Source organism: Halomonas korlensis (genome assembly GCF_900116705.1).
GTDB classification, from domain to species: Bacteria; Pseudomonadota; Gammaproteobacteria; order Pseudomonadales; family Halomonadaceae; genus Halomonas; species Halomonas korlensis.
Window position 1 is genome coordinate 227718 of sequence record NZ_FPBP01000001.1, and the last position, 26071, is coordinate 253788.

The following is a 26071-nucleotide window of genomic DNA, read 5'->3' on the forward strand; positions in this document are numbered from 1 at the left end:
CTACGGGGCCACGTCTATCATGAGAATATCTCCTTTACGCCCATGCTGGTTCTTTCGCAGCTAGGCGGCGATGTGCTGCGCAGCCTGCGCGAGCACTTGCGGCCGCTGATCGCCTATCACCTATTCTTTACCCTGCTCGCCTCGAGCCTGCTGCTGCCCGCTGTCGCATGGTCGCTGACGCGTCTGCTTGGCCAGTTTGGGCAACCGATCCTCACCAACACCGAACTACTCGACATTCTCCTGAGCCCGGGAGGTGTCCTGTGGCTGCTGGCCGCCATTGGCACCACCTTCCTGGTACTGTACCTGCAGCAGGCCGGCATGATTCTGGTGGCTGTGCGTCCGCGAGACAACCATTACCGCCTGGCCTTCGAAGCGCTCTGGGCCACCTTGAGGCGGTTGCCGTCGCTATCCGGCCTGGTCGTGTTGCAGGTAGGCAGCCATCTGCTGTTGTTCATACCCACCGTTATCCTCCTGGTATGGCTTTATGGCGTCTTTCTAGGTGGCCTGGACCCCTATTACGTACAACGGGTACGGCCACCGGCGTTCTGGCAGTTTGTGGCCATCGGCCTGCCAGTGATAGGGCTGTGGATCGGCCTGGCCGCGAGGCTGTATTTTCGTTGGCTGCTCGCCCTACCAATGATGATGCTGGAGAATCTCTCGCCCCGTGCAGCGCTGAAACGCAGCCATTTTCTTACCCAGGGCCGCAGGCGCCCTATCGCCCTGGCGGTCATCGCCCTGCTGGTCGTGATCATTGCCCTGCCGGTACTGGCGACCGCGCTCTTCGGCAGAGCGTTCACCCCGATGCTGTGGTGGCTGCCGGAGCACAATGCTGTCCTGATCCCGGCCATGCTCGGCTACCTTACTGCCTATGTCCTGCTGACGCTGGCCATCACCTTCCTCGGTATCGCCGCCAACGCGCTGCTTGCCGCTTGTCTCTATCTACGGCTGGAACATCAGGTACTGCGTCCGGCGGCCCCTCCGGCGGATGCCCACCCGGGCCGCCTGGCTTGGGCAGTGGAAGTCAGCGTCATCCTGTTCGCACTCTTCCAGGCCTGGCTGATCGTCAATAGCTTCGAGCTGCGTGATGAGGTCTCCATCATCGCCCACCGCGGCAGCTCCATGGCCGCGCCCGAAAACACCTTGTCGGCCCTGGAGCTGGCCCTGGATGAAAGGGCCGACCGAGTCGAGATCGATGTGCGGCTTACTCGCGACAATCAGGTCGTGCTCTATCATGACCGCAGCATGAGCCGGCTGACCGGCGACCCCAGGCAGCTAGGCGAATTGTCACGAACGGAACTGGCCGAATTCGATGTCGGCAGCTGGTTCGGTGACGCCTATGTCGGCGAACCTATCCCGGGACTGGATGATGCGCTGGAAAGGGTTCGCGGCCGGGGGCAACTGATGATCGACCTCAAGCCCGACCCGGGGCGCGAACTGGCCCTGGTCGATGCGGTGATGGACACCTTGTACCGCGAGGCCCGGATAAGGGCTGCCTGTCGAGAAGCCGGCGGCACCGTCGCCACCTGCGGAAACACCGACGTCATCGGCGAAACCCGTCTGGCCACGATGTCGCCTTCGCTCGTGAGAGAAATCAAGGCCCGAGACCCCAACGTCGCCACCACCCTGCTCGCCCAGCTGATCCTGCCCGGCACGCTGGAGCGACGAGGCTTCGATGCTCTCGGGCTGCGCCACAATCGCATCACCGATAACGAGATTCGCCTTGCCCGACGCCTCGGCTATGAGATCCATGCCTGGACGGTCAATGACCGGGCCCGCATGTCCCAGCTGATCGACCTAGGCGTCGATGCCATTATCACCGACCGACCCGCAGCGCTTGCCGAGTTGCTGGCGATCCGCCGTGAGATGAGCGACGGTGCGCTGCTGTTGGTCAAGTTGCGCAATTGGCTCAGGGGCTAATCGCCAAGGACGACCCCTTCCCGACGCGGGTCAGCACCGCCGAAGATGCTCCCGCCCTCGGTGACCTGCAAGGCCTGCAGGCCGCTGACCAACTCGCGTTCGCTGGCTTCGTGACCCAGACTCTTCAGCGCCTCGAGCGTCGCGGCAGGATAGCCTCCCGCCTCCAGAAAGACCGGCCCGCCCAGGGTGATGGCATGGGGCAGGTTGAGGGCCTCCTGGGCATCGAGCCCCCAATCGAGCATTGCGACGAGCGTCTTGGCGGTGTAATGAATAATCGCCGCACCGCCTGGAGAGCCCAGGCTCGCGACCAGTTCGCCACTGTCCGCATCGAACACCAAGGTCGGGCTCATGCTCGAGCGCGGACGCTTGCCGGGCTCCACGCGGTTGGCGATGGGGTTGCCCGCCTCGTCTTCGGGCTGGAAGGAGAAATCGGTGAGCTCGTTGTTGAGCAGGTAGCCGCCAGGCTCTCCCGTCCCACCATCGGCCATGGTCCGCGAGCCGAACGCCTGCTCGATGGACGTGGTCATGGCGATGGCGTTGCCCTCCTCGTCAATAATGCTGATATGGCTGGTGCCGGCTTCGGGCTGCTCGGGCTGAACGGCCCAGCTGGTTTCCATGGGGCCAGGATTGCCCGGTTTGGCAGCGTCGCTGCCCATACTCTGTTCACCGATCTGCTCGGCGCGCTTGGCCAGATAGTCGGGATGGAGCATGTTGCTCCAGTCGCCGCCGGGTGCGTCGACAAATTCCGGGTCGGCGATATACTTGTCGCGATCGGCAAACGCCAGTCGTGAGGCCTCAAGGAATCGATGCAACCACTCGACGCTAGGGAGATCATCGTTCAACGGTGACTCCAGCGCTGGCAATGCCTCGAGCATGCCCAGTATCTGCATGATGGTCAGATGCCCCGAGGATGGCGGCGGAAACCCACAGACGCGATAGGCCTGCCACTCGGTACAGAGCGGGTCGCGCTCCTGGGCGGCATGGCTGGCCAGGTCTTCCAGCGACATGGCGCCGGGCCGATCATGGTTCTGCACGCGAAACACCAGGTCTTCGGCAATCGACCCGGTATGCAAGGCACTGCTGCCTTCCTTGGCAATCTCGCGAAGGATCGCGGCGAGCGCCGGGTTCTTTAACGTATGTCCCTCGGCCAGCGGTTCTCCCGCCTCGTCGTAGTAAAAATCGCCGCCGATCGAATCATCACGCAGGTGTTCCACCTCGGCCAGGCTGGTATGGAGTCGCTCGCTGACCTCAAAGCCGTCCTCCGCCAGGGTAATCGCCGGCTCGAACAGCACTTCCCAGGGCAGCTGCCCATGGTCGCGGTGGGCCAGTTCCAGCATGCGCAGCGTGCCCGGGACCCCGATCGAGCGCCCGCTGGCGACGGCGGCCATGAAGTCCAGCGGCTCGCCCTCCTCATCGAGGAAAAGCTCACCGTCGACCCCGCTTGGCGCAGTCTCTCGGCCATCGTAGGCCCGGACGTCCTCGCCATCGAAATGCATGAGGAAGGCGCCGCCGCCGATGCCACTGGATTGCGGCTCTACCAGGGTCAACACCATCTGCACGGCAACAGCGGCATCGATGGCGGACCCGCCAGCCTTGATCACCTGGTACCCGGCATCGGTGGCCAGCGGATTGGCCGCGGCCACTGCGAAGTCCTCGTTTTCCCAACCCGGCTTCTCGGTGACGGTGGAACTCGACTCCGGGGCGATGGCCGGCGCCTCATAATCGAGTTCCACCTCGGCGTGAGTGGTCGACGGCAACCCGACCATCAGCATCACGGCGACCGGGCTCACCAGCCGCCGGCAAAAAGGGAGTATGGGCATGGGCATACAGCGTCTCCTGATCAACATCGACCCTTGTCGGGTTCCCTAAATAACAATCACAGCATAGGCCAGACTCGACACAAAAAGGCGATCAAACCAGCAAGATGTCAAAAACCATACCAACGTTACGGCCAGAGACGAAAAAGCCCGGCCAGTCAATAAAGGCTGCCGGGCGTCGAGCGGTTGTGTCGGGTGGCTGACTTCAGCCGATGGTTTCACCTGCCAGCATGAACCACGTCTCGAGCACCGCGTCAGGGTTCAGCGAGACCGAATCGATGCCCTGCTCCATCAACCACTTGGCGAGCTCAGGATGGTCCGACGGCCCCTGGCCGCAGATGCCCACGTACTTGCCCTTGGCCTTGCAGGCCTGGATTGCCATCGAGAGCAGCTTCTTGACGGCGGGATTACGCTCGTCGAACAGGTGAGCGACGATGCCGGAGTCGCGGTCGAGGCCCAGCGTAAGCTGCGTCAAGTCGTTGGAACCGATGGAAAAACCATCGAAGTACTCGAGGAACTCGTCAGCCAGCAAGGCGTTGGCCGGCAGCTCGCACATCATGATCACCTTGAGGCCCTGGGGGTCAGAAGAGCCGCCACGGGCCAGGCCGTTGTCGGCGAGCAGATCGACCACTTCCCGGGCCTCATCGGTGGTCCGCACGAAGGGCACCATGATCTGGATATTGTCCAGGCCCATTTCCTCACGCACATACTTGAGCGCTCGGCATTCGAGCTCGAAACAGGGACGGAAAGACTCCGAGATGTAGCGTGAGGCGCCGCGGAAACCGAGCATCGGGTTTTCCTCGCCGGGCTCGTAGAGCTTGCCGCCGATCAGGTTCTCGTACTCGTTGGACTTAAAGTCCGATAGCCGCACGATAACCGGTTGGGGATGGAAGGAAGCGGCCAGGGTGGAAATACCCTCCACCAGCTTATCGACGTAGAAGCTCACCGGGTCGGCGTAACCGGCGGTGCGCAGGTCAATCGTCTGTTGGAGATCCGCGGGCAGCGTGTCGTATTCGAGCAGCGCCTTGGGATGCACGCCAATCATGCGATTGATGATGAATTCCAGACGCGCCAGGCCGACACCGGCATTGGGCAGCCCCGCAAAGCCGAAGGCACGATCCGGGTTACCCACGTTCATCATGATCTTGAAGGGGATCTCGGGCATCGCATCCACGCTGGTGACTCGGCGGTCGAATTCCAGAAGCCCGTCGTAGACATGGCCCATATCGCCTTCGGCACAAGATACTGTGACATCGCGGCCATCCGCGAGCATCTGCGTGGCATCGCCACAACCGACCACCGCCGGAATCCCCAGCTCGCGGGCGATGATCGCGGCATGGCAGGTGCGGCCACCGCGGTTGGTGACGATCGCCGAGGCACGCTTCATGATCGGCTCCCAGTCCGGGTCGGTCATGTCGGTGACCAGCACGTCGCCCGCCTTGACCTTGTCCATGTCGTCGGGAGAAAACACGATCTTGACCGCGCCGCGGCCGATACGCTGGCCGATGGCGCGGCCGGTGACCAGGGTCCTGCCCTTTTCCTTGAGCTGGAAGCGCTCGAGTTTGCCGCCCTCTTGCTGGGAAACCACCGTCTCGGGGCGTGCCTGTACGATGTAGAGTTCGCCATCGTCTCCATCCAGCGCCCACTCAATATCCATCGGGCGACCGTAATGCTGTTCGATGGTCACCGCCTGGCGGGCCAGCGCCATGATCTGCTCGTCGTTGAGACAGAAGCGACCGCGATCGGCCAGCGGTACATCGACGGTTGCCACCGACTTGCCGGCGCTGGTGTCGTCGGTGTAGATCATCTTGATCAACTTGGAGCCGAGATTGCGGCGCAACACCGCCGGGCGCCCCGCCGCCAGCGTCGGCTTGTGCACGTAGAACTCGTCGGGATTAACCGCGCCCTGCACTACCGTTTCGCCGAGGCCCCAAGAGGCGGTCACGAAGACCGCATCGCGGTAACCAGATTCAGTATCCAGGGTGAACATCACCCCGCTGGCCCCGGTTTCGGAGCGCACCATCTTCTGAACGCCCGCCGAAAGCGCCACATTCTCGTGGGCATAGCCGCGATGTACCCGATAGGAAATCGCCCGATCATTGAACAACGAGGCAAACACCTCGTGCACCGCCCGCTTGATGTTGTCGAAACCCTCGATGTTGAGAAAGGTTTCCTGCTGGCCGGCAAAGGATGCATCGGGCAGGTCCTCGGCGGTGGCCGAGCTGCGCACTGCTGCCTTCATGTCGGGGTGTTGTGACGTCAGGGTTTCATAGGCCGAGCGCAGGTAGCGCTCGAAGGTCGGCGGCAAAGGAGTGTCGATGATCCACTGGCGGATCTGTGTCCCGGCCTTGGCCAGGGCGTTGGTATCGTCGACATCGAGCGTCGCGAGCGTCTGATTGATGCGCTCGTTGAGTCCTTCATGGGAGAGGAATTCGCGGTAGGCGTGGGCCGTGGTGGCAAAACCGCCGGGCACCGTGACACCCGCACCGGCGAGATTGGAAATCATCTCGCCGAGAGAGGCATTCTTGCCTCCTACCCGGTCAACATCGTTCATGCCCAACTGATCGAACCACAGAATGTAATTGTCCACGAAACCCCCAGGAAACCAACGACAGGATGCAGCCTGCGCGGCGGCAATCAGCCGAGCGGCAAGCGGTGCGATTGACGGCGACTCTAACAGCGGCTGTCTATATTCGCCATTAGTCTAACCGCGAAGTCACTGGAGGTTTTTTACAACACGGCGACCTTGGCGCCGATTCCTGTAGTCGGCGCCTTGTCTCGCCCCCCCGTGAGGCTCGACAATGACACCACTTTCCCAGCCCGAGCGAGCCTCATGACCCGCACCGCCTTCTTCATCTCCGACGGTACCGGCATCACCGCCGAGAGTCTTGGCCGCAGCCTGTTAGCGCAATTCGAGAACGTCGATATCCGCATGGTCACCAAGCCCTATGTCGACTCGGTAGACAAGGCCAGACAGCTGGCGGAAGTGATCGAGGCCACGGCGGTGCGCGACGGTGCAACCCCGATCATCATCGACACCATCGTCGACGAGCAGATTCGCGACGTGATTCGAGACGCCGCCGGCTTCAAGATCGATATCTTTTCGACCTTCCTGAAGCCCCTCGAAGAGGAGCTGGCCACCCACTCCTCGTATAGCGTAGGACGTACGCATGCGATCGGCAGCGATGACGTCTACATGGATCGTATCCACTCGGTGCATTTCGCCCTGGACAACGACGATGGCGCGCGCACGCATCAGTACGACAAGGCAGACGTGATCCTCATCGGGGTGTCCCGCTGCGGCAAGACGCCCACCTCGCTGTACCTGGCGTTGCAGTTCGGGATTCGTGCCGCCAATTACCCGCTGACCGAGGACGACCTCGACGAGGATGGCATTCTGAAGCTACCCAAGGCCCTCGCCCCGCACCGTCATAAGCTCTTCGGCCTGACCATCGACCCGCGGCGCCTGGCGGCCATTCGCCACGAGCGACGCCCCAACAGCCGCTACAGCTCCATGGACCAGTGCCTGCAGGAAATCAGCCAGGCCGAGGGGCTCTATCGCCAGTTGCATATCCCCTTCATCGATACCACGCGATTCTCGGTGGAGGAAATCTCCACGCGCATGATCGCCGAGCGGGGGTTGATGCGACGCTTTTCGCCGCGCTGAGCGAAGGGCCAGCATTTATCTGACCACGCCTTCCCGCTTCAACCGGGCGATGTCCTCCGGGGTCAGGCCCATTTCGGCAAGAATCGCCGCACTGTCCTGACCGAGCCCAGGGGGAGCCAAGTCGCTGGTGGCCGTTTCGCCGTCGAACCGCAGCGGATTGGCCACTTGGGGGATGTCCAGATCCCCGCGCTTGAGCGTGCAGTGCAGGCCGCGATGACGCACCTGAGGATCGTCGAAGACTTCCGCCAAGGTGTTGATCGGCCCCGCCGGGATGCCACGAGCCTCGAGCTCGGCCAGCCAGTCGTCGCGCTTGCGGGTCGCCATGATCCGCTCGATCAACGATACCAGCACCTCGCGGTTGCCGACCCGGGCGGCATTGCTGGCATAGGCCGGATCGACTGCCCAGTCGGGATGGCCGAGCAGCGAGGCCAGCCGAGAGAACTGCGCGTCATTGCCGACGGTGAGCACCAGATAGCCATCCGCACAGGCGAAGGCCTGGTAGGGCACGATATTGGGATGAGCATTGCCGTGACGCTGTGGTGACTTGCCGCTCACCAGCGTGTTGAGCGCCTGGTTGGCCAGGGTCGCCACCTGCACGTCGAGCAGCGCAAGGTCGACGTGCTGACCAACCCCGGTTCGTTCGCGCTCCTGCAACGCCGCCAGCACCCCGATCGTGGCATAGAGCCCGGTCATCACATCGGTGATCGCAACCCCGGTCTTCATCGGCATGCCGTCGGGTTCGCCGGAAAGACTCATCAACCCGCCCATGGCCTGGATCATGAAGTCATAGCCAGCCCGGTGAGCATAGGGGCCGTCCTGGCCGAAGCCAGTGATGGAACACCCAATCAAGCGTGGGTTGAGTGCTTTCAGGCTGGCATGGTCGAGACCATAGCGCGCCAGCCCGCCTACCTTGAAGTTCTCGAGCAGAATGTCCGCGCCCTTGGCCAGCTCGCGCACCAGTGCCTGGCCATCCTCGGTGGCGATGTCCACGGCGAGCGACTGCTTGCCGCGGTTGGCGCACAGGAAATAAGCCGCCATCCGCTCGGCGGTGTCATCCTCGGCAAGCCATGGCGGGCCCCAGCCACGGGTATCGTCACCGCGCTGGGGATGCTCGACCTTGACCACCTTGGCGCCAAGGTCGGCCAGTAACTGGCCTGCCCACGGGCCGGCCAGGACACGCGACAGGTCCAGCACAACCAGGCCGTCAAGCGGTCGGCTCATCGGTAAGCTCCTCGTGTTCGGCTAGCGTCAATTGGCAAAGGCCTGAATGCCCGTCTGGGATCGACCGAGAATCAGGGCGTGGACATCATGGGTGCCCTCGTAGGTATTCACGGCTTCCAGATTCATGACGTGGCGAATCACGTGGTACTCATCGGAGATGCCATTACCGCCGTGCATGTCGCGCGCCTGGCGTGCGATGTCCAGCGCCTTGCCGCAATTGTTGCGCTTGATCAGCGAGATCGCCTCGGGCACCAGTTGCCCGGCGTCGATCATCCGGCCGACTCGCAGCGCCGCCTGCAGGCCAAGCGCGATTTCAGTCTGCATATCGGCGAGTTTCTTCTGGATCAACTGATTGGCGGCCAGCGGGCGCCCGAACTGCTTGCGCTCCAGCGTATACTCGCGAGCGGCATGCCAGCAGGCTTCGGCGGCGCCCATGGTGCCCCAGGCAATACCGAAACGCGCCCGGTTAAGGCAAGAGAAAGGCCCTTTCAGACCCTGAACACCGGGAAGGCGCTGCTCATCGGAGACCTCAACATCCTGCATCGCGATCTGGCCGGTGATGGAGGCACGCAGGCTGAACTTGCCCTCGATCTTCGGCGCGCTGAGCCCTTTCATGCCCTTCTCGAGGATAAATCCGCGAACGACACCTTCTTCATCGCGAGCCCAGATCACGAAGATATCGGCAATCGGTGAATTGGTGATCCAGGTCTTGGTGCCGTTGAGGCGCCAGCCGTTGTCGGTACGTACCGCGCGGGTGCTCATCCCCGCCGGGTCGGAGCCATGATCGGGTTCGGTGAGACCGAAACATCCCACCCACTCGGCGGACGCCAGCTTCGGCAGGTATTTCTCGCGCTGGGCATCGCTGCCGAAGGCGTGAATGGGGTACATCACCAGGCTCGACTGAACGCTCATCGCGCTGCGGTAGCCCGAATCGACACGCTCCACCTCGCGGGCGATCAGGCCGTAACTGACGTAGTTCAGGCCCGCACAGCCATAACCATCGATCGTGGCGCCCAACAGACCCAGCTCGCCCATCTCGCTCATGATCTCGCGGTCGAAGTGCTCGTGGCGGTTGGCTTCCAGCACTCGCGGCAGCAGCTTTTCCTGGCAATAGTCGTGCGCGGTCTGCTGGACCATGCGCTCGTCTTCGTCGAGCTGATCGATCAGGCGGAAGGGGTCGTCCCAGGTGACGGGGGTGATCTGTCTCATGGCGGTGTCCTCAATCGGAGAATAAATTTCTACATTTTTACCAAATGTAGACTATACAGCCGTTCCTGCCAAGCCAAACGTCTATCAACCTTGCGACTCTCCTTCGCGATAGAGCGCCTGGATACTCGAGAAGTCCAGGCGTCCGCTGCCCTGGGCGCTATGCAGCGCGAAGAGATTACGCGCCTGTGATCCCATCGGAACCGTCGAGCGCGACCCCAGCGCCAACTCCCAGGCCAGCCCCAGGTCCTTGACCATCAGATCGGTGAGAAAGCCGCCCTGGTAATCCCGCGAGGCTGCTGAGCCTTCCATCACGCCGGGCCAGGGATTGTAGACATTGAGCGCCCAGTTGCCGCCGCTGCTCTGCTGCATGATCTCGGAGAGTACCGACGGGTTCATGCCATTCTTGACTCCCAGCGCCAGAGCTTCTGCCGTCCCCGACATCAGGATGCCCAGCAGCATGTTGTTGCAGATCTTCGCCACCTGCCCCGAGCCGACATCGCCCGCATGGAAGATATTCTTGCCCATGGCCTGCAGCACCGGCTGGGCCCGGGTAAAGCCCGTCTCGCTGCCACCGACGATAAACGTCAGCGTCCCGGCCTTGGCGCCCCCAACTCCCCCCGATACCGGTGCATCGAGATAGGTCAGCCCCTTATCACTGGCAGCGTGGCCCACGTGGCGAGCGTCCTCCGGGGAGATGGTCGAGGCGTCGATGATCAAGGGCGCCCCGTCCAAGGTATCGAACAGGCCCGGCGCATCATCGCTACCGAGGTAGAGCGCCCTGACATGGGCACCGGCAGGCAGCATCGAAATGATGACCTCGGCACCGGCGACAGCGGACTGGGCGTTTTCGCCGCGGTTGGCGCCCTCTGCCTCCAACGCCTGGATGGCGCTCTCCACCAAGTCGAATACCGTGACATGATGGCCGGCCTTGAGCAGATTGAGTGCCATGGGGGCGCCCATGTTACCCAGACCGATAAAGGCGATATTCATTGGCGTGGCTCCTGATTGTGATTTAGTTACTTGGCATGACCGGTTGGCATCAAGGCTCGCTGGTCAACGGCTCTGGAAAAGCCACCTCAGCCGTGGGACGTCTTGCCGCCGAGCGCCCGAAGAGGATGGGTCGCCTCGGACCAGAGCGGCGCCAGCAGGGCATCGAGATCTGCCTCCGGTACGCTGTCGGCGTCGACATGTGACCATCGCGGCGCCTTGTCCTTCTCGACCAGCAGGGCGCGTACGCCTTCGGCAAAATCGCCCAGGCGACAACACTGTACCGAGAGGTTGAGCTCATCGCGAAAGGCCTCGGCCAGGCTCGTATGGGCATGGCGTTCCAACATGCGCCACACCAGGTGAGCGCTCAGCGGGCAGCCGGCTTCGAGGCGGGCTCGGTTGGCCGCCAGCCAGCGATCCTCGCGCCGATCATCGAGAATCCGGCGCACCGCCGTCGCGGCATCGACCCACCCCACCAACATCTGAAGATGATCTAAATGGGGCCAGACCTGGCCCGTCGGCATCTCGCGTCGGTCTTCCTGATCGTCCAGCACCACCTGTACCGCGGCGCGCAGCGCTCTTTGGGTGCGATCGCCATAGTCGGCCTCTGCCAGTCCGTCGAGCAGGGCCTCGTGACGCTCACGGGGTATAAAGCGGTCGGCAAGCCCCAGGTCCAGGGCATCGCGGGCATTGAGCTGGGCCCCGGTCAGACCCAGATACGCCCCCACGCCAGATGGCATGCGACCCAGGAACCAGCTTGCGCCGATGTCGGGATAAAGACCGATGGTGATCTCCGGCATGGCGATGCGCGTGGTCTCGGTCACCAGGCGCTGAAAGCCACCGGCCAGCAGTCCCAGGCCGCCCCCCATGACGATGCCATCGCCCCACACCAGGATCGGTTTGGAAAAAGTATGGATTCGATAATCGAGCCGATACTCGTCGGTAAAATAGGTTTCGGCGAAAGCGGTGCGCCGGTCCGCGTCAGGTGTATCGCGTGTCTCGACCAATGAGCGATACAGGGCCACCACATCGCCTCCCGCACAGAAGGCCTTGTCGCCGGCGCCCTCGAGCCATATCGCCACAATGCCGGGATCGGCCTCCCAAACATCGAGCCTGGCCTCGAGTTGGCCGATCATCTCCAACGACAGCGCATTGAGCGACTTGGGCGCATTGAGCATGGCCACGCCAATGCGGCTGCCATCACGGGTGGGACGCTCGGTGAAGCGTACAGCAAGGTCCGACATCGATAGGTTCCCCTGGTCCGGTTACTGGAGCGACTCGATCACGCCGTCCGCCAGAAGGCGACGCGCAATGATCAGGCGCATGATCTCGTTGGTGCCCTCGAGAATCTGGTGCACGCGCGTGTCTCGCACCAGGCGCTCGAGGGGGTATTCGCGAATATAACCATAGCCACCATGCAACTGCAGGGCCTCGTTGCAGACCGAGAATCCCACGTCGGTGGCAAGACGCTTGGCCATGGCGCAATACGCTGTGGCCTCCGGGTCGCCGCGATCGAGCCGCCAGGCGGCATGACGCACCATCAAGCGGGCGGCCGTCAACTCACTGGCCATATCGGCGAGCTTGAATTGCAGGACCTGGAAGCCTGCGAGTTCACGGCCGAATTGCTTGCGCTCCAGCAGATAATCCCGCGACAGCGAAAGCGCTTGTTGGGCCGCACCCAGCGAGCAACTGGCGATATTCAGGCGACCGCCATCGAGCCCCTTCATGGCTAACTTGAAGCCCTCCCCTTCGGCGCCCAGGCGGTTGGTCATCGGTACCCGCACGCCATCGAAGCTGACCAGGCGGGTCGGCTGGCTCTTCCAACCCATCTTGTCTTCGTTCTTGCCGTACTCGATGCCGGCGGCATCGGCGGGTACCACGATGGCGGAGACGCCGCCGGCCCCGCTGTCGGGGGCGCCGGTGCGCGCCATCACTACCAGCACCTCGGTAGCCCCGGCGCCGGAGATGAACATCTTCGAGCCGCTGATCACATACTCGCCCCCCTCGCGCACGGCCTTGGTACGCAGGCTGGCGGCATCGGAGCCGGCTCCGGGTTCGGTGAGACAATACGAGCCGAGCCGCTCGCCAGTGACCATGGCGGGTACCCAGGTTTCGCGCAGGGCATCGTCCCCCCAGGTAGCGACCATCCAGGTCACCATGTTGTGAATGGTGAGGTATGCCGTGGTCGAGACACAGCCCTGGGCGAGCCGCTCGAATATCAGCGAGGCATCGAGACGCGAGAGGCCCATACCGCCATGCGCCTCGGGCGTATAAAGGCCGAGAAAGCCCGCCTCGCCGGCACGGCGAATCACCTCGGTGGGAAAGTGCGAGGTGGCGTCCCATTCAGCGGCATGGTCGACCAGTTCCGCCTTGGCAAAATCCTCGGCGGCGGCAACCAGCGCCTTCTGGTCTTCGTTCAGCGAAAAATCCATGGCAATCCTCGTTTCGGCTATCGGGAATGGCAAGTGGCCAGTAGCACTTTACGTTAACGTAACCCTGGGCTAGTGTTGCGAACAGATTCATGGTTTCAGCTTCGCCTGCACCGGCCCAAAGGACAAGGAAAACGCTAATGCCTCCGCGCTCATCGGCTTCGGAAACTCACCGACTGCCTCGCCAACGACGCACTTATGCCATTGGCGAACTGGCGCGCATGTTTCAGGTCACACCACGCACCATTCGTTTTTACGAACAGGAAGGCCTGCTCGCGCCCGAACGCCGAGGCCAGACCCGCATTTACCAGGACAAGGACCGCGTTCGGCTGAAGCTAACCCTGCGCGGCAAGCGTCTCGGCTTCTCGCTGGCAGAAATCCGTGAAGTGGTGATGATGTATGACGCCATGCCGGACGGCAACGCACGCCAGCTCAAGCGCCTGCTCGAAATCCTGGCCGACAAACGGGCCAATCTGGAGCGTCAGCTCGAGGATATCCGCTTGATGCACAGGGAGCTCGATGATGTGGAGAGCCAAGCCCGCGATGTCTTGGCCAGCCTGGAGCCGACATCAGTCGAACACTGAAAGCCGCTATCGTGTTTGCCCATTCATTGACATCATCAGAGACAGGACATCATGACACGCCAACACTCTCCGACCAGCTACGTCAGTGGCATCAGCGATACCCCTCTCAAGGGGCAGACCATTGGGGATTGCTTCGATGACACCGTAGCGCGCTTTGCCGATCGTGATGCCCTGATCAGCCGCCACCAGGGCCTGCGCTATAGCTGGAAGGAGTTGCAGGCGGCGGTCAACCAGACCGCTCGTGCCCTGCTCGCCCTTGGCGTCACAAAGGGCGAGCGAGTTGGCATCTGGTCACCCAACTGTGCCGAGTGGACCATCTCCCAGTTCGCCACGGCCAAGATCGGCGCGATTCTAGTCAATATCAACCCCAGCTATCGGACCCACGAACTGGAGTACGCCCTTAGGCAGTCCGAGGCGTCAACGCTGATCCTGCAAGGGAAGTTCAAGGCCTCCGATTATGTGGCGACCCTAGCAGAGCTGGCCCCGGAGCTGCGCGACGGCGGGCCCGGTACTTTCTCGAGCGCCAAGCTGCCGGAACTCAAGCGGGTAATCTGCCTTGACGGCGATCGAGCCCTCACCGGCATGTTCAGTTGGCAATCGATGCTGGCCCACGCCGACGAGATCTCCGAGGCGCATTTGGCCGAGGTGCAGGCCACCCTGCAATTCGACGACCCGATCAATATCCAGTACACCTCGGGCACCACGGGGGCACCCAAGGGCGCCACGCTCTCCCATCACAATATTCTCAACAATGGTTTCTTCGTGGCTCGCACCATGGCGCTCACCGAAAATGATCGCATGGTGATCCCGGTGCCGCTCTACCACTGCTTCGGGATGGTGATGGGAAATTTGGGCTGTGTGACTCACGGCACCACCATGATCTATCCAGGTGACGGCTTCGACCCCGAAGCCACCCTGCTCGCGGTCTCCGAGGAAAAGGCGACGACCCTTTACGGCGTACCCACCATGTTTATCGCCGAGCTAGAACATCCCGATTTCGAGAGCTTCGATCTCTCGCATCTGCGCACCGGTATCATGGCTGGCTCTATCTGCCCCATCGAAGTGATGCGCAAGGTAATCGACCGCATGAACATGCAGGATGTCACCATCTGCTATGGCATGACGGAGACCAGCCCGGTGAGTCTACAGACCCAAACCGACGCCCCGCTGGAGAAGCGTGTCACCACGGTGGGCTCCATCCACCCCCACCTGGAAGTAAAGTTGGTAAGTCCCGAGACCGGCGCTGTGGTGCCCCGGGGCGAGACTGGTGAGCTATGCACCCGCGGCTATAGCGTGATGCTCGGCTATTGGAATAATGATGAGGCCACCGCCAAGGCGATCGACAGCGCCCGCTGGATGCATACCGGCGACCTGGCGACCATGGACGAAGAGGGGTATGTCGCGATTGTCGGACGCATCAAGGACATGATCATTCGCGGCGGAGAAAACATCTATCCGCGGGAAATCGAGGACTTCCTTTATACCCACCCGGCCATCTCGGATGTGCAGGTGATCGGCGTGCCCGACGAGAAGTACGGCGAAGAAGTCATGGCATGGGTGAAGCTTGCCGACGGGCAGGAGCTCACCGCCGACGAACTCCAGGCCTTCTGCAAGGGCAAGATCGCCCATTACAAGATTCCGCGATATGTGAAGTTCGTCGACGAATTTCCGATGACCGTGACCGGCAAGATTCAGAAATTCAAGATGCGTGAGGAAGCCACTCACGAGCTGGGCCTGGCTTGAATGATTTCACCTCGCCGCCGCTAACAGCCCGGTGAGCGGCGGCGAGGTGCCTGCCTTATGGGCGACAGGAACGCGCCTGGACCCTACAGCCCTTGCGGGGCAAAGATACCTGGTGCGTTGCGCCAGTATCCCTTGATATCCATCCCGAAACCGAAGACGAAACGGTCGGCCACCTCGAGACTGCAATAATCGGCCTTGAGGCCAGGCACTGCCTTGCGTTCGTGCTGTTTGTCGACCAGCACGGCGGTGGCCATGCTCGCAGCCCCGGCTTCGCGACAATAGGCAAGAATAGCCGCCAGCGTCGCGCCCTCGTCGAGAATGTCGTCGACGATCACCACATGACGTCCTGCCATGGGAATCTCCGGCGAGACGCGCCAGAACAGCTCACCACCGCGCATGCCGCCGCGGTAGCGGGTGGCATGCAGGTAATCGACTTCCAGAGGGAAGCCGAGCCGGGTCAGCAAATGTCCGGTGGTGATCAGACCGCCATTCATCACGCAATAAAACACCGGCAGCTTGTCGCCCAGGTCCCGGGTGATTTCCTCGGCCATACGGTCAAGGGCGCGTTCGACCTGTTCATGGCTGATCAAGCAGTCCGCGTGGTCCATCAGGTGTCGCATATCGGCAAGAGACTGGTAAAAATCGGCGTCGAATCGGGACATCGGGAATCGGCTCATCAAAGGAACAGGAAACGGCGCTACGCGAGCGCCGAGAATGGCAAGTGTCGTGTCAATCATGGAACATTCGGTGGCCTGGCGCTCATTCTGCGGCCAGGGCCTCATTCAGCGGCCAGGGCCTCCAGGCGAGCATGCACGCGACGCCACCGCGAGATTGCGGTCAATGCTTGAAGCGTCGGTCGCGCGCGTGCATACCGTAATCGGGACACGCGTCGCGCGACACGCCCGCGGCAGGCCTCAATTACCTCGAGGGCCGCGTCACGATCGTTGCATACCAGCAACATGTCGCAACCGGCGGCCAAGGCCTTCATGGCACGCTCGGCGGGACTACCTGCAGAGGCGGCACCGGCCATGCTCAAGTCGTCGGAGAATACGACACCCTTGAAACCAAGACTTTCGCGCAACATGCCGAGCCAGGCCGGGGAAAAACCGGCGGGCCGCGCATCGAACGCCGGGTAGACCACGTGGGCAGGCATCACCGCGTCGAGCCTTGCCGCTAGCACGGCGAAGGGTATCAGATCATGGCGTCGCAGCTCATCCATCGAACGCTCGTCGACAGGAAGTTCGTGATGGGAGTCGGCCGCCACGCCGCCATGGCCCGGGAAGTGCTTGCCCACCGCGACCATGCCCGCTTCGTGCAGGCCATGGATGAAGGCACCGGCCATCTCCGCCGTCGCCTGCGGGTCGGCCGAGAAACTGCGATCGCCGATCACGCTCGACGTCCCGACGTCCACATCGAGTACCGGGGCGAAGCTCAGGTCGAGGCCGCAGGCGGCCATTTCCATGCCGAGCAACCAGCCGGCATCCTGGCATAATCTCAGCGTCACTTCTGGCATCGTGACCTGATCGCGACCTAACCGGCTCATGGAGGGTATTCGGGTTACGCCCTCACGAAGCCGCTGTACCCTTCCGCCTTCCTGGTCGATACCGATCAAGAGGCCAGGACGCACGCTACGCATCTCGGCACACAGCTGGCTTACCTGATCGGCCGAGACGACGTTACGACCGAACAGGATCACGCCGCCGACTTCCGGTTGCGTCAGCAGTTCACGCTCATCCTGTGTCAGGCCTTGGCCCTTGAGGTCCAGCATCACGGGACCGAGCGTTTGGGTCATGATCGCGTTCCTTGGCGTGGAAGGGAGCCGATTCTAGATCAAAGCGACAAACCGTAACAGCTAAGCGGTGTCGGGGTTGCCGTCATCCCGCATGGATCCAGACAGGCGTTCCGGGCCTGGCCACCGCGAATACCGCCAACAGAGCCTCGTCACGCAAACGAATACAGCCGTGTGAGGCCGGCTCACCGATGGGCTGGTCCGGCGGCGTGCCATGAAGATAAATGTAGCGACGCTGGCTATCGACGTCACCCCCGCGGTTATGGCCCGGCTCGAGGCCGCAGAGCCACAGGATTCGCGTCAGTATCCAATCACGCTGAGGGTAGGCGGCTGCCAGCTCGGCAGAGAAGCGCTCACCGGTCGGCCGACGGCCACGAAATACGCTGCCAACAGGTTCACCATCACCGATGGCAGCACGCACATAGTGCCAACCCAGGGGCGTCTGGCCACTCCCCTCGTGCTGGCCGGTACCGGCCAGCCCCGTCGACACAGGATAGACGGCTACCAACTCACTACCCTTCCAGACGCTCAGACGCTGGCAAGTGGCGTCGATCTCGAGCCAGGGCGCTTGTTTGGGCGGCAGGCTCTGGAGCACTGGGGTTGGCATCAGCTAGCCTCGGCGGCGGGGAAGGTAGCGTCGGGCAAGGGGGCGCTCATGGCGGCAACGACCACGGGACGCAGACGACGTACCAGGTCGCGCACCGAGACCTGCTCGCCATAATCCTTCTCGGCGATATCACGCAGTGCCTCCAGTCCCGAGAGGGTGAAGATCACCGTGCCGAGCATGAAGTGCAGACGCCAGAAACGCTCGGCGTCGGGTAAATCCGGCGTGGCGCGCCGAACGAGTTCGGTGAACCGCGAAAAGACACCACCGTACTGGCCCTGGATGTAGCGACGCAGGTGACCCTGAGCCTGACTGTAAGCGAGCCCCAGCAGCCGCATGAAGACCTTGAGGCTGTTGCGCTCGGCCGGCACCTCGAGCACCGTTCGCGCCATGGTTTCAAGTAGTTCCTCAAGCGGGATGACCCCACCGGCATAACGCGCTTCGAGCTCATCCAGAGCGGCGTGAAAACGCTCGGTGAAGGGATCCAGATAGCGGGCGAATACCGCCTGGATCAGCGATTTCTTGGAGCCGAAATGGTAGTTGACCGCCGCCAGGTTGACCTTGGCCTTGCTGGTGATATGGCGTAAGGACGTTTCGGCAAAGCCTCGCTCTGCAAACAGCACCTCTGCCGTGTCGAGGATTCGCGTAACGGTATCGGTCTGGCCCATGAGCGACGTATTCCTGATGGTAAACAGCTGTTTTAAATTTACCCCAAGTCTATGATAGCCAACGCTGGCTCTCAATGGCCGATATCGCCAGAGCGTTTAAAACACCCTAAATGGTTATCGAGTTTTTACTGGATGAACTTCCATGCTGTATACTTGAACAAGAAAACGCGCGATATCCCGTCGCCACTCGTTACCCGGAGGTCGTATGCCACGCCCCCTCACCGCCCGCCAGCAGAATGTTCATGACTTCATCGTCAAGACCATCAGTGAGATGGGCTACCCGCCTACTCGCGCCGAGATCGCCCGTGCTCTGGGTTTCCGCTCGCCCAATGCAGCGGAAGAACATCTTCGCGCCCTGGAGCGTAAGGGGGTCATCCGCATGATACCCGGCACGTCCCGGGGTATCCGCCTCCCTGCCCAAGAAGTCGATACGGCCGAAGGCCCAGAGATACCACTGGGTTTGCCTATCATCGGCGAAGTGGCCGCGGGCAATCCGGTCCTTGCTGCCGAACACATCGACCGATATTGTCCCTTGCCGCCGGAGTATTTCACCCCACGGGCCGACTACCTGCTCAAGGTGCGTGGGCTCTCGATGCAAGACATTGGCATTCTCGAGGGAGACCTATTGGCCGTACATCGCACCGACCGGGCGCGCGATGGGCAGATCGTGGTGGCACGGCTAGAGGACGAAGTCACTGTCAAACGCTTCTCTCGCCAGGGCCACCGCGTCACGCTGCTCGCCGAGAACCCGGCGTTCTCGCCCATCGAAGTGGATCTGCGGCATCAGGCCCTGGAGATCGAAGGCATCGGCGTTGGCCTGATACGTGGCGGTAACGGCCAGGCACTTAACTGAACCGCGGCGTCAATGACTCCCCCGCTGCGAAAGATCCTTCACGCCGATTGCGACTGCTTCTATGCCGCCGTGGAGATGCGTGACGACCCTGCCCTACGGGAGATTCCGCTCGCCATAGGCGCCAGTGCCGAACGGCGGGGGGTGATCGCTACCTGCAACTACCCCGCCCGCGAGTATGGCATCCATTCCGCCATGCCGACGGCCCGGGCCCTTAGGCTTTGTCCCCATCTGACCCTGCTCTCCGGTGATTTCGATCGCTATCGCGAGGTATCGGCCCAGATCCAGGCGATCTTCCATGAACTGACTCCGCTGGTAGAACCCCTTTCGCTGGACGAAGCCTTTCTCGACGTGTCCGCTGTGTCGCGTTTCTCCGGCAGCGCAACATGGATGGCTCGATGGCTGAAGGAAGAATGCTTGTCGCGTACCGGCATTACGCTGTCGGTAGGCGCTGCGCCGACGAAATTTCTCGCCAAGATCGCCAGCGACTGGGAAAAGCCCGATGGTCTGACCGTCATCTCTCCCGACCGCGTCGACGACTTCCTGCTCCGGCTGCCGGTCAATAAGCTGCATGGGGTCGGCCCGGCTACCAGTGCCCGGCTCGACGCACTGGGCATCGCCACATGCGAACAGTTACGCACCCTATCACTGGATGATCTGATCACCGAGTTCGGCAAGTTCGGGCAACGGCTGTTCGAACTGGCTCGCGGAATCGACAATCGCGATGTCAGGGTAGAGCGCGAACGAAAGTCGATCAGCGTCGAGACCACCTTTGCTCATAACCTGCCTGACATCGACAGCTGCCGCCCGGCCCTGCTTCCTCTCTGCGAACGCCTCGAGGAACGCCTGGCGCGCCATGGCTACCCGCCGGTCTCGGGTATTGTCATCAAGGTACGCTTCGATGATTTCACCCTGACCACGCTGGAAAGCCAGGGCCTGGCCCCGAGCCAGGAAAGCTACGACAGGCTGCTCGAACAGGCCTGGGCCAGGGCCAAACGTCCGGTGAGATTGATTGGCGTCGGTGCACGCTTGCTACCTGAGGCCAAGAGGCGCCAGCTTACCCTGCCCCTGCAATAACTGCTCAGATCAGTCGCATTGATCGGCCCCACCGATCAACCCTATGACTGAGCCCGTCGCTCAGTCCCTGCTTAGTGTTTCAACTACCGGCGCCATCACTTCGTGTCGATATAGCGATGGCTATTGAAGGTAGCGACCCACTCGGGGTGATAGACCATCAGGATGCTCAGCAGCATGCCCGTGATGAAAGCCTCTGAAGGCATTAACAACGGAAGAAAGCGAGCATACTCCATGGCCTGGTGCATCACCTGGGGGTCGCTGGCCCCCACCGCCATCAAGCCTATCGCCACGACGCCCGCGGAAAGCGTCGCCAGTGCCGAGCCGAAGAAGCCGCAGATAAATAGAAACACCATCAGATTATCCGGTAGGCGACGATCGACCAGACGCCAGACGCCTACTGTCACCAACACTGGCACCACTCCAGTGACAATCAGGTTCACACCGATAAGAGGCCAGCCCACCCGCCCCAGCGACACCATCGCCAGGTTGGCCAGCAAGTTGGTCAGCAACGCCAGGGGCGCCCTGAACAATAGCGTCATCAGCGATGTCAGCATCAAATGCAGGGTCAGCCAGTCCACCGCCTGGGCACGCAGTTGCCAAAGCAGAACCACTATCAGGCTGGCCCCCAGCCAACGATGCTGTAACGACGGTTCAGTAATTAATAGCCGCCAGGGACGCTGGGCCAACGCCAGGCCAATGAAGCATAACGCCAGTCCGGCGCAGACCATCAGCAGCCAGGGAGCGAGCACCGTATCGGCAAAGGACATCTGACCTCCCTGTCAGGCGAAGACGACAGTCTTGTTGCCATGAACCAGCACCCGGTCCTCCAGATGCCAGCGCAAGCCTCTTGCCAGTACCGCTTTCTCCACATCACGGCCGAACCGCACGAGGTCTGCGGGCGTATGGCAATGACTGACGCGATGGATGTCCTGTTCGATGATCGGACCGGCATCCAATGCCTCGGTGACATAGTGACAGGTCGCACCGATGAGCTTGACGCCGCGCTGATGCGCCTGATGGTAGGGCTTGGCGCCGGCGAAGGATGGCAGGAAGCTGTGGTGGATATTAATGACCCGCCCGGCATAACGCTCGCAAAGTGCCGGGGGCAGGATTTGCATGTAGCGCGCCAGCACCACGCAGTCGGCCTCGGCACTTTCCACTAATCGGTGCACCGTGGCGAAAGCGGCCGACTTATCCTCGGCCGGCACCGGAACATGGTGATAGACAATGCCATGCCATTCCACCAAGCCTCGCATGTCCTGATGGTTAGAGATCACCGCGCAGATCTCGCAGTCGAGCTCGCCGGATGACCAGCGGTAAAGAAGGTCCGCCAGACAATGCGATTCTCGCGATACCATCAACACCACGCGCCTGCGCTGGCGCGTATCGGACAGCGCCCAGGTCATGTCGAATTCCCTGGCGATCGGCGCGAAAGCATCGCGCAATGCCTCAGCCGACATATCGATCGAATCGGAGAGAATTTCATAGCGCATGAAAAACCGACCCACTTGCAGGTCGGAGTGCTGACTCGCTTCGGTAATCGATCCGCCGTGACCGGCAATGAAGCTGGAAACACGAGAGACGATGCCCACACGATCCGGGCAGGAAACCACCAGGCGATAGTAATGTGACATGTGCGGTCCATGGCGTGAAAAAAATCGGTGGCTATCACCGAAACCACTCCATTGTAGCGAATCCCGCTGCCCTGACACGACCTCCTGTCTCGCGTTGTGGCCGTCGATGGCGATCCGTATAGTGGTCGCCTACACCCTGTTTTATTTTGATCCCGATGCCACCACGCCCTCGCGTACACGTTCGCCCTCGCCGTCGCCCTCCCCTGCATCTTCTGCCGCTCGGCGGCTGCGGCAAGATAGGCATGAACCTGAGCCTGTACGGGCTTGATCAGCACTGGGTCGCCGTCGATTGCGGCATGATGATTCGTCAGGATCTCCCCGATAGCCCCTTGCAGGTGCCCAACCTGGATACCCCTGCGACACGGGGCATCACGCCCGAAGCGTTGGTCATTACTCATGGCCATGAAGATCACATAGGCGCGGCGGTCTGGTTATGGCCGAAATGGCGCTGCCCCATTCATGCCACTCCCCTGGCAGCAGGCCTTTTGCGCGCGAAATTCACCGAGCGCGGGCTCGCCACCGATGCCATCCAGGTCATCGAGCCAGGCGAGGCCATTGAGAGCGGTCCTTTCACGTTTCGCTTCCTGCCGGTGCCGCATTCGATTCCCGAAAGCTGTGCCCTGCTGATCGTTGCCGGCGGGTACCGCGTGCTGCATACCGGCGATTGGAAGCTAGATCCAGAACCGCTTGTCGGCAAGCCGATTTCCGCCACGATGTTTCAGGCAATCGCCCCTGTCGACTTGGTGGTCGGCGACTCGACCAATGCCCCCATGCCGGGTCATTCCCGCAGTGAAGGGGACGTGGCGATAGCACTCGAACGCGCCATTTCTCGCTGCCAGGGGCGTGTGATAGTGTCCTGCTTTGCCAGTAATCTGGCCAGGGTGCTGGCCATCTGCCGAGCCGCTCACCGCTGTGGCCGACGGGTCAGCCTGATGGGACGCTCCATGGAGCGCATGGTTCAGGTGGCCCGCGGGCTTGGCTATCTCGATGACTTCCCCCCCTTGGTCCCCTCGTCCGACCTTGGCTATCTGCCTCCCGAAGAGGTACTGGTCATTGCCACGGGCAGCCAGGGGGAACCAAGAGCGGCGCTGCATCGGCTCGCCCAAGGGCGGCACCCCGTCCTGGAGCTGGGTAGCGGGGATAGCGTTATCTTCTCCGCCAAGGCCATTCCGGGTAACGAGCTTCTCATCGAGCGCCTCAAGAGTGGCCTGAAACGGCTCGGGGTCTCGCTGCTCGATGAATTCAACCACCCGGAGCTGCATGCCTCGGGCCACCCCGCCCAGGAAGAACTGCGCACGCTCTATGGTTGGGTAAAGCCGCGCTGGCTGATGCCAGTGCATGGTGAGCATCGCCATCAACAAGCGCACTGCACTCTGGCCGTTGCCCTGGGTATTGACGCGCCGCTGATTCCTGTCGATGGCGACCTGATTCGCCTGGACGGCGATGGCCTTGCCCTTGAGAAGCGCCATCCCCAACCACCGTGCATCGTCACAAAAAACACCGTGGCGCCTCACCCGGGTCTCAGAGGGGAAAGCGGCTCTTCCTCGCGTCAGGGGAGCTTGTATGTGGCGTTATCCGTCATGGTGAACGAGGCAAGCGGATGGACACGCATCGGGCGCCTGATGCTCGACGCCAGTCAGGCGAGCCCCTTCGATGAGCAAGCCTTCGCCGACTGGCTCGATGAAACGCTTGAAGAAGTACAGGCCGAGTCGCTAGCCGAGCTGAGGCTGGCATTACAGCCTCGTATGTTGTCCTGGTTTACCGATCATATGCGCCGACTGCCTGACATCCATTTACAGATCCTGGCCGTGGAGGTACCGAGTCAAGTGACATCGTCTGAATGACACCCTGCATGCTTGTTGCCGTTAAGCAGTAACATCATAAGCGTGAAAAAACAGCCATACAGAGCCTGTTTTTTCGTTGGGCGCGCTCACTCCTTGTTGGCGTTCTTGGGCGGGCGTCCACGCTTGCGGCGAGGCTGCTCCGTCACCAAGTCGTTCAATGACAATCCGGCGTCATTGATCGCTTCGCGTATTTCAGCCAACTTGCGTTCCTTCTGGGCTTCTTCTTCCTGTCGGGAGAGTTCCTCATCTTTCTTTTGTGCAATGACTTCACCGATCACCTCAGCCAGCTTGTGAAGCTGTTCCATACTGAGCTGACGTGCCGCAGCGCGGGCCACGTTCTTGTTGCGGGCGATACGTTCCAAGGTTTCGCTGGACATTAGCCCTCTCCCTGCCGGTTAAAAGAAATTATTCTCCGCCTATACCTATAGAAAAAGTATATGCACAGTCGAACGCTTGGCAAGAAAAGTCGAGTGCGTTAATGACAATATTTAAAGAATTCGGCCTATCGCCTGTTATGGCCCAATATAAAAAACGGCGCCATATCGGCGCCGCTGATCGAGAAGAAATGCGCTACCGTATCAACCTCCCGTCATGTTCATGAAGCGCACCACCTGAATATCACCATCAGTGGTGAAATGGTGGCGTTCGGGCTTGAGCGGCATCGCCTGAACAATTGTCTTTTTGAGGATATCGATATCACCAGGGTGGCGGCGCAAGACTTTGCGAAGATCCACGGAATGCTCATTACCCAGGCAAAGTAACAGTCGCCCTTCCACGGTGACTCTGACCCTGTTGCAGGTCGAGCAAAAATTATGACTGTGCGGTGAGATGAAACCCACCCGGGAATCGCTGTCCGACATGCGGAAATAACGCGAAGGGCCCGGCGTCGTCTCGGTAGTGGGTATCAGCGGATAGCGCGCCTCGATCAAGGCCTGAACCTCGTCGCTCGAGCAATAGGTCTCCGCTCGATCATGATCGGAGACATCGCCCAGCGGCATTTCCTCGATAAAACTGATATCCAGGCCCTCCGAACGTGCGAACTCAACGAGGTCGACCACTTCATCGTCATTGCGGCCCTTGAGAATCACCGCATTGAGCTTGATGCGAGCAAAACCAGCCTGCTTTGCCGCGCGTATCCCCTCGATGACCTTGCCAAGGTCGCCGGTGCGCGTCAGGCGACGAAAGCGCTCGGGGTCCAGAGAGTCCAGGCTGATATTGAGACGCTTCAGCCCTCCATCGCGTAGTTGCGAGGCGTATTTTGGCAAGCTGGCGCCATTGGTCGTCATGGCGAAATCGCTCAGGCCCGGCAAGGCGCCGATTTCGTCTACCAGTTGATTGATATCGCGCCTGACCAACGGCTCACCCCCGGTCAGCCTGACTTTCTCCACGCCGAGTTCCACGAAGGCACGGGCCACCAACGCCAACTCTTCCAGGGTCAATACCTGAGCGCGGGGAAGAAATGTCATTTCTTCGCTCATGCAATAAACACAGCGAAAATCACAGCGGTCAGTGACCGATAGACGCACGTAACTCACGCGTCGTCCGAAGTCGTCGATCAGCTCTGATGAGCTTGCCATTATCAGGTCCCCCAGCGATGAGCGTCGCGGTGATCGGATTCGCGTTCGGCTACCCAGTAGTCCCCATCGCTGGCGTGTTCCTTTTTCCAGAACGGTGCGCGTGTCTTGAGATAATCCATGATGAACTCACAGGCCTCGAAAGCGGCACGACGATGGGCACTGGCAACCACTACCAACACGATAGGGTCTCCAGGGGTCAGACGTCCAATCCGATGGATCACGCTAACCCCATCGAGCGACCATCGCGACTCTGCCTGCTTGACGATGTCAGCCAGCGCCGATTCGGTCATGCCCGGGTAGTGCTCAAGGGTCAGGGCTTGCACCTCGGGCCTTTCGTTGAAGTCGCGCACCAGGCCGGTAAAGCTCACGACGGCCCCGATATCGGTCCGTCGGGCCAACATGGCCTGTTGCTCGGCACCGCTATCGAAGGGTGCTTCCTGTACACGAATCATGC

23 protein-coding genes are annotated in these 26071 nt (G+C 61.5%); 7 read left to right on the top strand and 16 right to left on the bottom strand.

Annotated elements, in window-relative coordinates; translation table 11 throughout:
- Positions 1 to 42 precede the first annotated feature (42 nt).
- Positions 43 to 1917, top strand: a complete 1875-nt coding sequence (locus BM341_RS01080) for a glycerophosphodiester phosphodiesterase family protein (RefSeq protein WP_089792052.1) — start codon at positions 43 to 45, stop codon at positions 1915 to 1917.
- Here the strand turns inward: BM341_RS01080 and ggt are convergent.
- Both ggt and ppsA read right to left on the bottom strand, forming a co-directional pair.
- Positions 1914 to 3743 carry a gamma-glutamyltransferase gene (gene ggt / locus BM341_RS01085; protein WP_089792054.1) on the bottom strand — a complete coding sequence of 610 codons (1830 nt, stop codon included), beginning with the start codon at positions 3741 to 3743 and terminating at the stop codon, positions 1914 to 1916. The two genes, BM341_RS01080 and ggt, sit on opposite strands and share 4 nt — an antisense overlap.
- A gap of 196 nt (positions 3744 to 3939) precedes the next feature.
- A complete protein-coding gene (gene ppsA / locus BM341_RS01090) occupies positions 3940 to 6324 on the bottom strand; it encodes a phosphoenolpyruvate synthase (RefSeq protein ID WP_089792056.1) in 2385 nt (794 codons plus the stop codon).
- A 243-nt stretch (positions 6325 to 6567) separates the two neighbouring features.
- On the opposite strand from ppsA, the gene ppsR reads away from it, so the two are divergent.
- Entirely contained in the window at positions 6568 to 7401 is an 834-nt protein-coding gene (gene ppsR, locus BM341_RS01095; RefSeq protein ID WP_089792058.1) for a posphoenolpyruvate synthetase regulatory kinase/phosphorylase PpsR, read from the top strand.
- Positions 7402 to 7416: 15 nt separating this feature from the next.
- Here the strand turns inward: ppsR and BM341_RS01100 are convergent, their stop codons facing one another.
- From BM341_RS01100 to BM341_RS01120, 5 genes are all read right to left on the bottom strand, one after another.
- A complete protein-coding gene (locus BM341_RS01100) occupies positions 7417 to 8622 on the bottom strand; it encodes a CaiB/BaiF CoA transferase family protein (protein ID WP_089792060.1) in 1206 nt (401 codons plus the stop codon).
- A 27-nt stretch (positions 8623 to 8649) separates the two neighbouring features.
- A complete protein-coding gene (locus BM341_RS01105) occupies positions 8650 to 9831 on the bottom strand; it encodes an acyl-CoA dehydrogenase (protein WP_089792061.1) in 1182 nt (393 codons plus the stop codon).
- Between the two features lie 84 nt (positions 9832 to 9915).
- A complete protein-coding gene (mmsB, locus tag BM341_RS01110) occupies positions 9916 to 10821 on the bottom strand; it encodes a 3-hydroxyisobutyrate dehydrogenase (RefSeq protein ID WP_089792063.1) in 906 nt (301 codons plus the stop codon).
- 86 nt (positions 10822 to 10907) lie between these two features.
- The gene (locus BM341_RS01115) at positions 10908 to 12062 is read right to left on the bottom strand and encodes an enoyl-CoA hydratase/isomerase family protein (protein WP_089792064.1); all 1155 of its coding nucleotides are present in this window, start codon (positions 12060 to 12062) and stop codon (positions 10908 to 10910) included.
- 21 nt (positions 12063 to 12083) lie between these two features.
- A complete protein-coding gene (locus BM341_RS01120; RefSeq protein ID WP_089792066.1) occupies positions 12084 to 13250 on the bottom strand; it encodes an acyl-CoA dehydrogenase family protein in 1167 nt (388 codons plus the stop codon).
- Positions 13251 to 13387: 137 nt separating this feature from the next.
- On the opposite strand from BM341_RS01120, the gene BM341_RS01125 reads away from it, so the two are divergent.
- Positions 13388 to 13831, top strand: coding sequence for a MerR family transcriptional regulator (locus tag BM341_RS01125; protein ID WP_089792068.1), 444 nt, complete (start codon positions 13388 to 13390; stop codon positions 13829 to 13831).
- Positions 13832 to 13882: 51 nt separating this feature from the next.
- On the top strand, positions 13883 to 15574 hold the full coding sequence (locus BM341_RS01130; RefSeq protein ID WP_089792070.1) for an AMP-binding protein: 1692 nt from the start codon (positions 13883 to 13885) through the stop codon (positions 15572 to 15574).
- A gap of 83 nt (positions 15575 to 15657) precedes the next feature.
- On the opposite strand, the gene BM341_RS01135 is transcribed toward BM341_RS01130, so the two are convergent.
- The 4 genes from BM341_RS01135 to BM341_RS01150 all read right to left on the bottom strand — a co-directional run bounded on the left by BM341_RS01135 (position 15658) and on the right by BM341_RS01150 (position 18635).
- Complete coding sequence (locus tag BM341_RS01135) at positions 15658 to 16236, bottom strand: hypoxanthine-guanine phosphoribosyltransferase (RefSeq protein WP_089792072.1); 579 nt, start codon at positions 16234 to 16236, stop codon at positions 15658 to 15660.
- 116 nt (positions 16237 to 16352) lie between these two features.
- The gene (gene nagZ, locus BM341_RS01140; RefSeq protein WP_089792074.1) at positions 16353 to 17366 is read right to left on the bottom strand and encodes a beta-N-acetylhexosaminidase; all 1014 of its coding nucleotides are present in this window, start codon (positions 17364 to 17366) and stop codon (positions 16353 to 16355) included.
- Positions 17367 to 17448: 82 nt separating this feature from the next.
- Positions 17449 to 17970 (bottom strand): L,D-transpeptidase, encoded by a 522-nt coding sequence (locus tag BM341_RS01145; protein WP_089792076.1) that lies wholly within the window; start codon positions 17968 to 17970, stop codon positions 17449 to 17451.
- Entirely contained in the window at positions 17970 to 18635 is a 666-nt protein-coding gene (locus BM341_RS01150) for a TetR/AcrR family transcriptional regulator (protein WP_089792078.1), read from the bottom strand. Before BM341_RS01150 ends, BM341_RS01145 begins: the two co-directional genes overlap by 1 nt.
- 205 nt (positions 18636 to 18840) lie before the next feature.
- Between BM341_RS01150 and lexA the strand changes: the two genes are divergently transcribed.
- Together lexA and dinB are read left to right on the top strand one after the other, a co-directional pair.
- On the top strand, positions 18841 to 19488 hold the full coding sequence (gene lexA / locus BM341_RS01155) for a transcriptional repressor LexA (RefSeq protein WP_089792080.1): 648 nt from the start codon (positions 18841 to 18843) through the stop codon (positions 19486 to 19488).
- A 24-nt stretch (positions 19489 to 19512) separates the two neighbouring features.
- Entirely contained in the window at positions 19513 to 20562 is a 1050-nt protein-coding gene (gene dinB, locus BM341_RS01160) for a DNA polymerase IV (RefSeq protein WP_089792670.1), read from the top strand.
- Positions 20563 to 20657: 95 nt separating this feature from the next.
- Here dinB and BM341_RS01165 read toward each other — a convergent pair whose 3' ends face one another.
- Both BM341_RS01165 and purU read right to left on the bottom strand, forming a co-directional pair.
- Complete coding sequence (locus BM341_RS01165; protein ID WP_089792081.1) at positions 20658 to 21329, bottom strand: energy-coupling factor ABC transporter permease; 672 nt, start codon at positions 21327 to 21329, stop codon at positions 20658 to 20660.
- A 12-nt stretch (positions 21330 to 21341) separates the two neighbouring features.
- Positions 21342 to 22196, bottom strand: coding sequence for a formyltetrahydrofolate deformylase (purU, locus tag BM341_RS01170; protein WP_089792083.1), 855 nt, complete (start codon positions 22194 to 22196; stop codon positions 21342 to 21344).
- A 242-nt stretch (positions 22197 to 22438) separates the two neighbouring features.
- On the opposite strand from purU, the gene BM341_RS01175 reads away from it, so the two are divergent.
- Positions 22439 to 24040 carry a ribonuclease J gene (locus BM341_RS01175; protein WP_089792085.1) on the top strand — a complete coding sequence of 534 codons (1602 nt, stop codon included), beginning with the start codon at positions 22439 to 22441 and terminating at the stop codon, positions 24038 to 24040.
- An 86-nt stretch (positions 24041 to 24126) separates the two neighbouring features.
- Here the strand turns inward: BM341_RS01175 and BM341_RS01180 are convergent, their stop codons facing one another.
- From BM341_RS01180 to moaE, 3 genes are all read right to left on the bottom strand, one after another.
- Positions 24127 to 24417: an H-NS family histone-like protein gene (locus BM341_RS01180; RefSeq protein ID WP_089792087.1), complete on the bottom strand. Its 291-nt coding sequence runs from the start codon at positions 24415 to 24417 to the stop codon at positions 24127 to 24129.
- Between the two features lie 201 nt (positions 24418 to 24618).
- Positions 24619 to 25617 (bottom strand): GTP 3',8-cyclase MoaA, encoded by a 999-nt coding sequence (gene moaA, locus BM341_RS01185; RefSeq protein ID WP_089792089.1) that lies wholly within the window; start codon positions 25615 to 25617, stop codon positions 24619 to 24621.
- Between the two features lie 2 nt (positions 25618 to 25619).
- Positions 25620 to 26069 (bottom strand): molybdopterin synthase catalytic subunit MoaE, encoded by a 450-nt coding sequence (gene moaE, locus BM341_RS01190; protein WP_089792091.1) that lies wholly within the window; start codon positions 26067 to 26069, stop codon positions 25620 to 25622.
- Between the last annotated feature and the right edge of the window lie 2 nt (positions 26070 to 26071).